The 12,226-nt window shown below is 46.4% G+C and carries 12 protein-coding genes; 5 read left to right on the forward strand and 7 right to left on the reverse strand.

Annotation, left to right across the window (positions count from 1 at the left end):
* Nucleotides 1–393: a Fur family transcriptional regulator gene (locus QUA99_RS14040; RefSeq protein WP_172184862.1), complete on the forward strand. Its 393-nt coding sequence runs from the start codon at nucleotides 1–3 to the stop codon at nucleotides 391–393.
* Nucleotides 394–461: 68 nt separating this feature from the next.
* On the opposite strand, the gene QUA99_RS14045 is transcribed toward QUA99_RS14040, so the two are convergent.
* Complete coding sequence (locus tag QUA99_RS14045) at nucleotides 462–1,421, reverse strand: SPFH domain-containing protein (RefSeq protein ID WP_333237464.1); 960 nt, start codon at nucleotides 1,419–1,421, stop codon at nucleotides 462–464.
* Nucleotides 1,422–1,597: 176 nt separating this feature from the next.
* Nucleotides 1,598–2,029 (reverse strand): NfeD family protein, encoded by a 432-nt coding sequence (locus tag QUA99_RS14050; RefSeq protein WP_333237466.1) that lies wholly within the window; start codon nucleotides 2,027–2,029, stop codon nucleotides 1,598–1,600.
* Between the two features lie 334 nt (nucleotides 2,030–2,363).
* Between QUA99_RS14050 and QUA99_RS14055 the strand changes: the two genes are divergently transcribed.
* On the forward strand, nucleotides 2,364–4,535 hold the full coding sequence (locus QUA99_RS14055) for a protein phosphatase 2C domain-containing protein (protein ID WP_333237468.1): 2,172 nt from the start codon (nucleotides 2,364–2,366) through the stop codon (nucleotides 4,533–4,535).
* Nucleotides 4,536–4,560: 25 nt separating this feature from the next.
* Here QUA99_RS14055 and QUA99_RS14060 read toward each other — a convergent pair whose 3' ends face one another.
* The 4 genes from QUA99_RS14060 to QUA99_RS14075 form a co-directional block, all read right to left on the reverse strand.
* Nucleotides 4,561–5,649, reverse strand: a complete 1,089-nt coding sequence (locus tag QUA99_RS14060) for an ABC transporter ATP-binding protein (RefSeq protein WP_333237469.1) — start codon at nucleotides 5,647–5,649, stop codon at nucleotides 4,561–4,563.
* Between the two features lie 225 nt (nucleotides 5,650–5,874).
* Nucleotides 5,875–6,936: a spermidine/putrescine ABC transporter substrate-binding protein gene (locus tag QUA99_RS14065; protein WP_333237471.1), complete on the reverse strand. Its 1,062-nt coding sequence runs from the start codon at nucleotides 6,934–6,936 to the stop codon at nucleotides 5,875–5,877.
* Nucleotides 6,937–6,987: 51 nt separating this feature from the next.
* Nucleotides 6,988–7,839 (reverse strand): ABC transporter permease, encoded by an 852-nt coding sequence (locus QUA99_RS14070; protein ID WP_333237473.1) that lies wholly within the window; start codon nucleotides 7,837–7,839, stop codon nucleotides 6,988–6,990.
* A gap of 110 nt (nucleotides 7,840–7,949) precedes the next feature.
* Entirely contained in the window at nucleotides 7,950–8,795 is an 846-nt protein-coding gene (locus QUA99_RS14075) for an ABC transporter permease (protein WP_333237475.1), read from the reverse strand.
* A gap of 101 nt (nucleotides 8,796–8,896) precedes the next feature.
* Here QUA99_RS14075 and QUA99_RS14080 point away from each other — a divergent pair, with 101 nt between their 5' ends.
* Nucleotides 8,897–10,408 (forward strand): FAD-dependent oxidoreductase, encoded by a 1,512-nt coding sequence (locus QUA99_RS14080; RefSeq protein ID WP_333237477.1) that lies wholly within the window; start codon nucleotides 8,897–8,899, stop codon nucleotides 10,406–10,408.
* Between the two features lie 261 nt (nucleotides 10,409–10,669).
* Here QUA99_RS14080 and QUA99_RS14085 read toward each other — a convergent pair whose 3' ends face one another.
* A complete protein-coding gene (locus tag QUA99_RS14085) occupies nucleotides 10,670–11,083 on the reverse strand; it encodes a peptide chain release factor 1 (RefSeq protein ID WP_333237479.1) in 414 nt (137 codons plus the stop codon).
* A gap of 164 nt (nucleotides 11,084–11,247) precedes the next feature.
* Here QUA99_RS14085 and QUA99_RS14090 point away from each other — a divergent pair, with 164 nt between their 5' ends.
* Both QUA99_RS14090 and QUA99_RS14095 read left to right on the forward strand, forming a co-directional pair.
* Nucleotides 11,248–11,454 (forward strand): hypothetical protein, encoded by a 207-nt coding sequence (locus tag QUA99_RS14090; protein WP_190734170.1) that lies wholly within the window; start codon nucleotides 11,248–11,250, stop codon nucleotides 11,452–11,454.
* A gap of 238 nt (nucleotides 11,455–11,692) precedes the next feature.
* Entirely contained in the window at nucleotides 11,693–12,115 is a 423-nt protein-coding gene (locus QUA99_RS14095) for a DUF6335 family protein (protein ID WP_333237481.1), read from the forward strand.
* Nucleotides 12,116–12,226 lie beyond the last annotated feature (111 nt).

Here is a 12,226-nt window from a genome sequence, read left to right on the forward strand (position 1 = left end):
ATGAGAACCAACCACACCCGCAGTCAGGAGCGTATTTTAAACTTGCTCAAAGTCCTGAATCGATCGCTCTCAGCGCAAGATATCTACTTAGAACTGCGTAACAGCGACCAAAGCATGGGCTTAGCAACCGTTTACCGCTCCCTCGACGGTTTAAAGCGAGAGGGGTTCGTTCACGTCAGAACCCTCGCTAGTGGCGAGTCTCTCTACGGTGCCGCCCACCAAGACCAACATCACTTAACTTGTCTCGAATGCGGCGCATCAATTACGATCGACGAATGCCCCGTCCACCACTTAGAAAGCCAACTACAACAATCTCATTCTTTCAAAATTTATTATCACACTTTGGAGTTTTTCGGATTGTGCGATCGGTGTACTTTGGCTCAAGAATCTTAAATTTGGTAATAGGTAATAGGTAATGAAAATAGTCAGCAGTTAACAGTTAACTGTCAACTGCCAACTGGCTAATCAGCCTGATTACCTTCCCCAACAATCGATCGCAATCCCTCCATCGTAGCGGGAATGCTGCGCGGGTCCATAAACATCACCTTGCTGCTGTCGCTGCTGCCAATTTTCAAGCCCATATCCAGATAGTTTTGAGCTAACAAAAATTGTAAAGCTTCCCGGGCTGTGGGGTCATTTTGCAGAGTTTTGGCGATTATTTGCAACGCCTCAGAAGTAGCTTGAGCTTTCAAAACCTGACTTTGGCGTTCTGCTTGAGCTTTCAGGACGATCGCCTTTTGTTGAGCTTCCGCCTCCAAAATAGTCGCTTTTTGGCGCGCTTCTGCATCCAAAACTTGCGCTTCTGCTTTACCTTTGGCGCTGTTAACTGCTGACTCGCGTTCGCCCTCGGATGTCAGAATTGCCGCCCGCTTGCGTCGATCGGCTGCCATCTGCAATTCCATCGATTCCTGTACAGTTTTAGAAGGGATAATATCGCGCAGTTCTACCCGCGTTACTTTCACTCCCCAAGGATCGGTAACAATATCTAAATCTCTGAGCAAGATTTCATTAATTTGAGAACGAGCAGTAAAGGTTTGTTCGAGGTCGAGTTGACCCATTTCGGCGCGAATTTGAGTCAGCACCATATTTACCATTGCTGACTGGAGATTTTCTACTTTGTAACAAGCTTTTTCCAAGTCTACAATCCGCCAGTAAACCACAGCATCAACGGTAAAGGAAACGTTGTCCCGGGTAATACAAGCTTGCGGGGGAATATCTAAGACTTTTTCCCGAATTGTTTGCTCGTAAACGACGCGATCGAGAAACGGCTTGACAAAATTCAAACCGGGTTCCAGTTTTTTGCCGCTGTATTTACCTAAAGTTTCCACCAGCGCTTCATTTCCCTGATTGATAATCTTGACGGAACCTGCGAGGGCTGACCCGCCTAGTGCTAAAAATACGAGTAAAAAAAATTGTTCCACGGTGGCCTCCTATAAATGTTGACTGTTGACTGTTAAATGTTGACTGTTGACTGTTAAATGTTGACTGTTGACTGTTGACTGTTTGTGGACTAATGACTAATGACTAATGACTAATAACTACTGACTACTGACTACTGACTAACTACTAATTGTCTCTGATTAATTACGCATTTTGTTTAAGAATGCAATAAATGTTCTGGCAAAACTATCAGAGTAGTGCCTTTCCGTCCGACGACAATTACGTTTTGGTTGGGGGGGATGGTGGCGTTTGTGTCTTCGCAGCGAGCTTGCCAAGAATTCCCCTCATAAATGACTCGGCCGGCTTCTCCGGGGGGAATTTCTGTTAAAGTTTTTGCTTCCTGAGAATCTGCGATCGCCCTTGCCTTGCCTTTTGGTATCAACCGCCGGGACAGCAGCACAAAAACTGTCGAAAATACCATCCACAGAAATATTTGTAAATTAACGTAAGGTAGAACTAGAGAGCATCCAGCTACGGCGAAGGCGCTCAGTCCCATCATAAAAGCGACAAAAGCAGTCGGGAGAAATAGCTCGGCCAAACAGAGCAAAGACCCAGCTAGCAGCCAAAGGAGCGTGGGAGTCCAGATCATAAAAAGAATAGGTGATACTATTTAGATCTTAGATGGGAAATTTAAAATTTAAGAATTGCAAACAACTGACTCTGCAAGGGTTTGCCACTTGCGGGCCGAAGAAGCGATTTTTCGCCCCACGGTATCAGCTTGAGGCTTCCATCGTACTCCAAGTCAGATTTTAGTAACTTAGATTACAATTTTAGCCGGTGCAGACTGGCAGAAACTACAATTTCTAGGGGCCCAAAGGCAGTTAAGAAATTGACAGGGGCTAAAATCAGTTTATTCTCAAGCTCATGAATTTGGGCTTGCGAATCATATATCTTCAGAATGTTTTTACACAAACTATTTCGATATGATCAGCAGTTTCTCCGAACCCATTTATTGCCCGAATCTTAGCTGCGGCGAGCCACGCAATACCTTTGGCCGCCAGCACTGTGCAGCTTGCGAAACCGATTTAATTTATCGATATTTGTGGGTGGTGGGGCAAGCAGCCGAGGAAGTGCCGGCGGGTAAGGTAATAGCCGATCGATATTTTGTCATTGCACCCCAAATCTGGCTCGACAGCCGTCCAGCTTTGCCTCCAAGCGTCCCAGAACAACTGCCGGATAGGATTGTGCCTTACCTGCATTTGTATCCCCAACGGCTTCATACGCCTGAAGTATACGGTTTTTGTTCGCTGGGGGAAGCACCGGAAGCGGCAGAGGTGGTGTTGTTAGAAAATGTGCCCATCAATAATTTCGGTCGCCTGTATCCCTCTATTTTAGAAGCTTGGTCTGGGACAACAGCCGCGCGCCAAGTTTACTGGCTGTGGCAAATGCTCCAACTGTGGACGCCGCTGTCGGAACAGGGAGTCGCTTCGAGTTTGCTGGTACCGGAAAATTTGCGGGTGGAAGGTTGGCGGGTACGCCTGCTGGAACTGCATCGGGGCAATTTTGTACCGACGCTGCGGGATTTGGGAGATGTGTGGTCTGGTTTGGTCGAATCCGCGCAACCCGAGGTGCAGTCGAGACTCGGAGAGATTTGTCAGTTTATGCGCCGCAGCAGCATGAATTTGGAGGCGCTGACCCTGGAACTCAACGATTTACTGTTAGAACAAGCCGCTAAATTGCCCCTGCACTTAGAAGTAGTGGGCATGACTGATACCGGCCCGCAGCGCTCCCAAAATGAAGACAGTTGCTATCCAACTGCTGCGGATTTTCTATCGAGCAAAACTTCAGGAAATGACAAATTAATTCCTTACTTGACAATGGTTTGCGACGGGGTTGGAGGTCACGAAGGAGGAGAAGTTGCCAGTCAATTAGCCGTCCAGTCCATGAAAGCTTTAATCCAAAATTTGCTCGCAGAAATCGCTCAACAAGAAGAGTTGATGACGCCACTAATGGTAATTAAGCAACTAGAAGAAATAGCGAGAGTTGTGAATAATGTGATTTCCGCTCAAAATAACGAGCAGGGAAAAGAGTTGCGGCAGCGGATGGGGACGACTTTGGTGATGGCCCTCCAGTTGCCTCAAAAAGTGAAAATTTCCGAGGAATTGCCGTCGAATAACAGTCACGAACTTTATTTAGTCAATGTTGGAGACAGCCGCGCTTATTGGATTGGCAAAAATTACTGTCACCGCCTGACTGTGGACGACGACGTAGCCTCAAGGGAAGTCCAGCTAGGACACAGTTTATACTGGGAGACTCAACTGCGATCGGATGCAGGAGCCTTAACTCAAGCTTTGGGAACGCGGGACGGTGATTTCCTGCGCCCGACGATTCAGCGATTTATTGTCGAAGAGGAAGGCTTACTGCTGCTGTGCTCCGACGGTTTGAGCGACAACGACTTAGTAGAGCGCTATTGGGAGAATTACGGCCCAGAGGTGCTTGAGGGCAAAATGTCTTTGGAAGCCGCAGTTCAGTCTTGGATTCGCCTCGCCAACGAGAAAAACGGTTATGACAACACCTCTGTGGTGGCGACTCACTGTCGGATGTCGCCGGAGAGATTGGTACTGTTCCATCCAACCGTGGCGTCAGCGCCGGCCGTGGCGCCGGTGTCAGCCTCGGTGTCGCTGCCGCCGTCCCTGCCGCGGTCCCTCCAGAAGTCCGGGAGGATTCCAGAATCTCAGCTTTCTGAATCGTCCAAACAGTTGTTGTACCCCGAAACTCCCCTCGCCCCGGAACCAATTCAAAAACCGAAGTTAAAGCCCGGGCTGACCCTACTGGGGCTGTTGGGGCTGATGTTGGCCTGTGGCGCTTTAGGTTTGTGGGTGCAAAGCCTCCAAAGCCCCCAGCCAGAGCCCGCACAACTTCCGCCACCGCCGGAAACTCCCGCCCCGAGTCCTTCGGAGAGTCCCTCGCCGTCCCCCGAATCGAGTCCTTCGGAGATTCCGTCCCCTGGGGCTGAGAGTCTCTCGCCGTCCCCCGAATCGAGTCCTGCGGAAATTCCCTCGCCCGAAGCGGAAACTTCTTCGCCGTCGCCCGAATCGAGTCCTGCGGAAATTCCCTTGCCCGAGGCGGAAACTCCTCCGCCATCACCGGAGTAAGCGAGATTGAATTAAGCAGAATTTTTTATAAAATGCAGATACTTTCCGGCGGCACGGCAACTCGAACGCTGTCGCCGACTTGGTATCGCTGCAAGTCATCTCTGTGCAAGTTTTGTCGGCGAAGGGCGATCGAACTTTTAGCAGTCAACCGCACCGTATAGCGCGTGTCAGTGCCAATATAAATAGCCTCTTCTACTATTCCCGGCCAGCTATTTTCAGCATCATAATTAGCCGGGAAAATAGCAGCTTTTTCGGGCCGCAGCACCAGGGTGACAACTTTCCCAGCGGGCATATCTTCTGCTGTGGCAACTAACACGGGCAACTGCTGGTCAACCAACACGATTATTTGACCGTTTTCCTTTTCTACTACTCGCCCGGTTAAAAAATTGCTGTCGCCAATAAAATCAGCAACAAACCGCGTTTTAGGATATTCATAAATATCAACAGGCGTCCCGACTTGTTGCAGTTTTCCTCCCTCCATTACTGCAATTCTGTCCGACATTGTTAGCGCTTCTTCTTGGTCGTGAGTCACATAAATAAACGTAATTCCCAATTTTCGCTGCATTTTTTTTAATTCTAATTGCATCTCTTTACGCAATTTTAAATCCAGCGCTCCTAGGGGTTCATCCAACAGCAAAACAGACGGCTGTTTGACTAATGCTCTTGCTAACGCTACTCGCTGCTGCTGTCCCCCTGACAGTTGGCGGGGATAGCGTTTTTCTACCTCGGTTAACTGTACTAATGCTAAGGCTTCAGCAACGCGATCGCGAATTGTTTTCTGAGGCAAATTCTCCATTTCCAACCCAAAAGCGGCATTTTGTGCTACTGTCATGTGCGGAAATAAAGCATAGTTTTGAAATACCGTATTCACTGGGCGGTGAAATGGCGGGCGATTTTGCATCGGTTGGCCGTGAATGTAAATTTCGCCCGCTGTGGGCATTTCAAAACCGGCGATCATTCGCAAAGTTGTAGTTTTGCCGCAGCCGGAAGGGCCGAGTAAAGAAAAGAATTCGCGATCGTAAATTTGCAGGTTGATGTTGTCTACAGCTAAGAAATCTTTACTGCGGGCACTTTTAAATACTTTAGAAACTTCTAAAACCTCGACAGAGTGCATTGTGTTAGTATGTGTGAGTAATAAAAATCTGAGTTTGAGTCCGGTTAAACTGATATCTTGCACCATTCTCAATTACTTGTTTAGGAACGGGCTCTCCGGCCCGTTCCACAAAACTTAATTTTATTGTGGAACGGGCCGGAGAACCCGTTCTTGACGATGGTGCAACTCCAATACAAACCACTCAAAATTTAAGTAAACCAGCCCCGGCAGAAACCTGTTTTATATCTACTTTCCGGCTCCAGCTTTAACTTCCGTCCAAGCTCGATCGTACAATGCGGTTGCTTTCCCGACATCCTCCAATAATTTCATTTTGCCAAACACCTCAGCCGGCGGGTAAATTTGAGGATTATTCAAATCTTTCGGGTCGATTAAACCTCGATCGATTGCTGCTTTGTTGGGCGATCCGAAATGGATAAAATTGGAAATTTGGGCGCCTACTTCTGGCTGCAAAATAAAGTTAATAAATTTCTCTGCTAACTCTTTTTGGGGCGCACCTTTGGGAATTGCCATGTTGTCAGAAAAGATAATTGTTCCTTCTTTGGGAATAGCGTAACGGATATTAGGATTTTCTGTCATCACTTGGAAAATATCACCGCTCCATTCCATTGTCAGATTTACTTCTCCTTGATCGAGCAGATTTTGACCGGTGTCGGGGACAAAAGCGGCAATGATATTTTTACTTTTAATCAGCAAATCGCGCGCTTTGTTAATCTCTTCGGGATTGGTTGTATTTGGGTCAAAGCCTAAATACATTAAAACTCCTGCAAATGTGTATCTGGCATCATCTTGCCACGCCACTTTTCCGGTATATTTAGGGTCGAACATTGCCGCCCAACTGTTGATATCGCCCTGGATTGTTTTCACGTTGTAGCCAATTCCCATCGTTCCCCACTGGTAGGGCAGGGAATATTTATTCCCCGGGTCAAAAGCTTGATTGATAAACTTAGGTTCTAGGTTCTTTTGGTTGGGAATATTGTTTAAGTTCAGCGGCTCAATTATATTTTCTGCGATCATGATTTTCACCATGTAATCTGCGGGAAATATTAAGTCGTAACCGGGGTTTCCCTGTTTGAGTTTGGCATAGAGTGCGTCGCTGTTCTCGAAAGTGTCGTATTGAATTTTAACATTGTTCTCTTTCTCGAATTGGGCGATCGCTTCTGGGGCGATATAACTTGCATAATTGTAAATGCTGAGCACTTGCTGCTGGTTGCCACCTGTGGGGCTACAGCCGAAAGCCACGGTTGCACCGATCGCAAACAAAATTAGAAAAGTCAGCAGGCGTTTCATAAGTTGTGTTAGTTGCAGATGACAATAATTATGACACAGAAAGCAAAGTTTTTAACTTTTCTGAGCTTTTAACGATGATAAAACCAGCAATAAGGAAGCGAACAACATCAAAGTTGAAATGGCATTAATCGCTGGCGTTACTGCAAATTTTATCATGCCGTAAACAAATAGTGGCAGCGTCACCGAACCGACGCCGGTGGTAAAGAATGTCACGACAAAATCGTCCAGCGACAGAGTAAAAGCCAGCAGTGCCGCGCTGAAAATAGCGGGCCCAATTAAAGGGAAAGTGATGCGCCAAAAAGCCCGCCATTCGTTAGCGCCTAAGTCAAAAGCTGCTTGTTCTAATATCGGATCGAGTTCCGCCAAACGCGCCCTGACAGTAATAGTCACAAAGGAAATATTAAAGACAACGTGACCGATAATTACGGTAGGTAAGCCGAGATTGAGGCGAATTCCCGTGAGATTTTCTACGATCCGAAATACTAGGGTAAAGAAAACTAGCAGCGAAATGCCGATCGTAATTTCGGGCATGATAATCGGCAAAAACAGTAAAGCTTCTACTGCTTTGCGCCCGGGGAAATGAAATCGTTCCAATGCTAGCGCGATCGTTGTACCAAAAACGGTTGCCAGCAAAGTCGAAATAGCTGCAATTAGCAAGCTGTTGTTGAGGGCTGTCAAGATTCCGGCGCTACTACTCGTAGCAATCGTCCCGCCTGCATTGCTAAACAAACTGCGGTACCAATCGAGGGTAAAGCCGCGCCAAACGGCATTGAATCGGGAGGCGTTAAAGGAGTAAATAATTAAGATGAGAATTGGCAAGTAAAGAAAGGCAAATGCTAGTGTAGCTTGTACCCAAAGCCACTTTTTGCCGATCGCCCGCACGAGTAAATCTAGTTTAGTCATTAGTCAAAAATAGGTTCGCCTGTAGGGGCAGGTTTTACAGACAATCTGTGCCTAAGACCAATAATCTCATAAACCCGCCCCCACCCAACTGTAAATCTCAATCTACCTGTTTAAGTTTCGTCAGACACGCGGAAGTAAATTAACACAGGAATCAATATGATTACCGTCAACAGCATAGAAAGCGCCGATCCAAAAGGCCAGTCGCGGGCTTTCATAAACTGATTTTGAATCAAATTTCCCACCATAACTGTTTTAGAACCGCCCAATATATCCGGTGTAATAAAAGCGCCGACTGCGGGAACAAAAACCAAAATAGAGCCTGCAACAATGCCGCGAGTTGTTAATGGTAAAAATACGCGCAAAAAAGTGCGGATGTCATTTGCCCCTAAATCGTGAGCCGCTTCTACCAATGAAAAATTGAAGCGTTCTATGCTAGAATATAAAGGCAGAACCATGAAAGGTAAATAGCCGTAAATAAGACCGATCGCCACAGCGAAAGGCGTAAAAAGCAAGTTTAACGGTTCGCTAATAATTTGCAGGCTTTGCAGGGCTGTGTTCACTACTCCTTCGCTGCGTAAGAGTATGATCCAGGCGTAGGTTCTCACTAAAAAATTAGTCCAAAATGGAATAATTACCAGCAAAAGCAAAGCATTTCGCCAGCGAGGAGAACGGGTGGCGATGAAGAATGCTAGGGGATAGCCAACTAACAAGCAAGCGGCTGTTGTCAGAAAAGCCAGCCAGAGCGATCGCCCAATTACTCCTAAGAAAAGCCCGCTGAACAAACGCTGGTAGTTGCTGAGAGTAAATATCCAAGTAACGCCGCCGTAAGTACCGCGTTCTAAGAAACTGTACAAAAGTACAATTAGCACTGGCAAAATGAAGAAAACCATCAGCCATGCCGTAGCGGGAAATAAGAGCAGCAACAGGTTAGTTTGCTGGCGGTTTTTGACACTCATTATTCACTCAAGCCAAATTTAGCACATAATGCAACACATTTTATATCAAATCCGCATTTTATGAATTATGTCATCATTAATAAATTATCAAGAGGTACGCAATGTCAGCAGAATCGTCAACCCCAAAAATAGTCATCGTCGGTGCAGGATGGGCCGGTTTAGGCGCTACCTATCACCTAGCCCAGCAAGGCTATGATGTCACCCTGTTAGAAGCTGGCCCTTATCCGGGTGGCTTAGTTGCAGGGTGGAAAACCGCCGGCGGGCGTTCCGTAGAAGCAGGCATTCATGGCTTCTGGTATCCCTACAAAAACATCTTTTCCTTAGTCAAGCAATTAGGACTCGATCCCTTCACGCCTTGGACTCGTTCTTGTCAGTATTCACCCGCCGGATTGGAAGTAGAATCGCCAATTTTTCAGGACGAACCGCGACTTCCCACACCGTTAGGAACCTTTCTTTACACCAGATTTAAAAGGCTGCCATTAGTCGATCGGCTTTCAGCCTTGCCCTTACTCTACGCCGTCCTAGATTTCGACAATTCCGACGAAGCTTGGCGCAGGTACGATCGCGTCACGGCCCGCGAATTGTTCAAACAGTTTGGCGTTTCTGCAAGGCTGTACCGCGATGCTTTTGAACCGATGTTATTAGTAGGTTTATTTGCACCAGGAGAACAATGTTCTGCCGCCGCAGCTTTGGGAATGCTTTATTATTTCATTTTAGCCCACCAACCGGATTTTGATGTAGTTTGGTGTCGCGGAACTGTCGGAGAAAAAATATTTCGCCCCTGGGTCGATCGCCTGGAAAAACTCGGTGCAAAAGTATTGACAAACCAACGAGTTACTGATTTGATTGTTGACAGCAACAATCAAGCAACTGGCGTTGTTTGCGGCGACAAAACCTTCGAGGCAGATGCAGTTATTTTTGCAGTTGGCGTCACGGGAATGCAAAAAATTATCAGCAGCAGTCCAGCTTTGCAAAGCCGCCAAGAGTTTCGGGACGCGATGAATTTGGGTGCAGTGGACGTGTTAGCTGTTCGCCTGTGGTTTGACCGAAAAATTGACATTCCGCTGCCTTCTAATGCCTGTTTTGGATTTAGTTCAACTACAGGTTGGACGTTTTTTGATTTGAATGCTTTGCACGACGAATTCCGATCCGAACCGGGAACAGTTGTCGAAGCTGACTTTTATCACGCAAATCAATTAATTCCCATGAAAGATGAGGAAATTGTTTCCCTAGTTCAGCGGGATTTAGCGACTTGCATTCCCGCTTTTCGGGAGGCAAAAGTAATTGACAGCAGCGCGATTCGGCTGTCGCGGGCGGTGACGCATTTTGCCCCTGGCAGCTATCAATATTTGTTGCCTGCGGTAACAAGTTATGATAATCTATTCATGAGCGGCGATTGGGTTGTGACCCGTCACGGTTCTTGGTCGCAGGAAAAGGCTTATGTTACTGGTTTGGAGGCGGCAAATTTGGTAATTTCGCGTTTTGGAATCGGAAACAAAGCGGCAATTATTCCCGTGGAAGCTGACGAACAGCACATTCAAATCGGGAGAAAGATTAATCAGTTTACTCGCAGTTTGACTAAAACTTTTATTCCCGATTTTTGGCTGCCATAAGAAGGAAGAAGTTCGGCAACGGATTCTGTAACGGATTTAACGGATGGAAGGAATAAGAAAGAGGGGAGAAAGAAGAGGAAATTTCTTGATTTAAGCGGTCAGGTGCGCATTGCGCACCCTACATATAGACTAATAATCAATGACCGCTGACTAATGATACTATTGTCAAAAAAGAATACAACTGTAGACAAGCTCGAAACCCGAATCTTCATCAGCCATAGCCAATCTAAAATCTAAAATCTAAAATCTAAAATGGCATGACTATCGCCAATAAGGCCGGCCCTTCCAAAAAACTCCCACCGTAATTCCTATTAGTGCAGTTTCTGATAAACTTGCTAAAGAAGCAGGTATGGGTAGGAATGATTTTAAAACCAAACCCAAGAGCAGGCACAAAACTAAAACCCACAAACTAATTCGGTTGAGCAAAAATTGTTGTTGCCAATACTCTAAAAAGTACACTGCTAAAGCTCCCATTCCCACTGCTGCTGCAAAAGGTATCAATATCCCGAGGGAGGAACCGTAAAGAAGCGTCACCCCGTTGCGGATTGGCCGCGATTGCGTGAAACCCCAGGCTAAAAATAGCTCTAGTCCAATCACGATTGAGTTGACGAGGGCGGCAATTTGCAGCATTTCTCGCCAAGGTAAAAGTTTTAAGCGCCGCAGAAAATTGTTCACGATCGGCAGATTAGGTAGGTTGCTTTGATTTTATAACAGTTTTGCGGTGGCGATCGACCTTTGATGACAATTTGTGAAGTAAAATAAAGATATAGAGCAGTCTCTTGACAAATTAACCCAGAGTATCTGCCTATTAGTTGTTGGAACCGTGAAAGGAAAAAGTTATGGTGGAGAACACTGTCGATTGTGCTGTAGCTTGCGTCAATGGCTGCGTTCTGGGCGACAAGTGCCCGAAGCGGGAATACGCAGAAGCAACGTCCAATTTTATTGAAAATACTTCTCTGGATAAAATGCTAGAAATAGCAGAGGAAGCGGTGAGAAGGAAACGGATGGAACCCCCCAAATGGGTAATCCCTGATTTTCCCGAATAGAATTAGCCTCCCCATTAAAAAGCGATCGCCCATTTCCAAAGGGCGATCGCTTTTTGTATTCCCAATGAAATAGCTGAGCCGAATCAATATATTTCCTGAGATAGAAGCTAAAAGCTTAAATAGCAATTAGGATACCACTTAATTATAGCCATCGGCAATTACTAAAAACAATTCAGTTAAAGCCAAATTCGGACATTTTTAATTTAATTGAGTTCAAAAACAAACAGGAGCAAGTATCGTGGCACAGCAAAAAAAAGGCAACGCAAAAAAAACAACAGAACGCGATAATTTGGGCGAATTGCCTCAAGAAATTACCGAATCTTACGGTACCGGCGTCATCGATCGACCGGGATTGAGCCAAGACGACATAACAACCCTGCAGGACAGCAGTTCGGAATACTCTGCCACCAGTTCCCGAATCGGCGGCGAGGATGGCGATCCGGCTGCGGAACAAGAAAGTGCCACTGGCGAGCAATCGGTGGGCGGAACCACGCCTACTCCCGACCTGGATATTGTTGACGAACTCGGAGCCGCTGCGGGCATAGAGATGGCCGATGGGGCTATTTTGCACACAACAAATATGCTTGAACGTCGAGATGAAAGTCGGTGGGAATTAGACCCGAGTTCTGCGGAAGATTATCAGGAACGACCGGATTTATAGGTCTATTTGGTACAAAAAAATAGGTAGTATAATAGGAGCGGGTTCACCAGTATCCATACTTAGGATATTCAATTAAATAATTTCCCTTTTTTCTTGTGGGATGGGCTCTCG

The sequence above is a fragment of the Microcoleus sp. F10-B2 genome, from assembly GCF_036704965.1.
GTDB lineage: Bacteria > Cyanobacteriota > Cyanobacteriia > Cyanobacteriales > Microcoleaceae > Microcoleus.

Coding starts and splice junctions, on each gene's coding strand:
- QUA99_RS14040 (WP_172184862.1), top strand. CDS start 1: ATGAGAACCAACCACACCCGCAGTCAGGAGCGTATTTTAAACTTGCTC.
- QUA99_RS14050 (WP_333237466.1), bottom strand. CDS start 2,029: ATGATCTGGACTCCCACGCTCCTTTGGCTGCTAGCTGGGTCTTTGCTC.
- QUA99_RS14055 (WP_333237468.1), top strand. CDS start 2,364: ATGATCAGCAGTTTCTCCGAACCCATTTATTGCCCGAATCTTAGCTGC.
- QUA99_RS14060 (WP_333237469.1), bottom strand. CDS start 5,649: ATGCACTCTGTCGAGGTTTTAGAAGTTTCTAAAGTATTTAAAAGTGCC.
- QUA99_RS14065 (WP_333237471.1), bottom strand. CDS start 6,936: ATGAAACGCCTGCTGACTTTTCTAATTTTGTTTGCGATCGGTGCAACC.
- QUA99_RS14070 (WP_333237473.1), bottom strand. CDS start 7,839: ATGACTAAACTAGATTTACTCGTGCGGGCGATCGGCAAAAAGTGGCTT.
- QUA99_RS14075 (WP_333237475.1), bottom strand. CDS start 8,795: ATGAGTGTCAAAAACCGCCAGCAAACTAACCTGTTGCTGCTCTTATTT.
- QUA99_RS14080 (WP_333237477.1), top strand. CDS start 8,897: ATGTCAGCAGAATCGTCAACCCCAAAAATAGTCATCGTCGGTGCAGGA.
- QUA99_RS14090 (WP_190734170.1), top strand. CDS start 11,248: ATGGTGGAGAACACTGTCGATTGTGCTGTAGCTTGCGTCAATGGCTGC.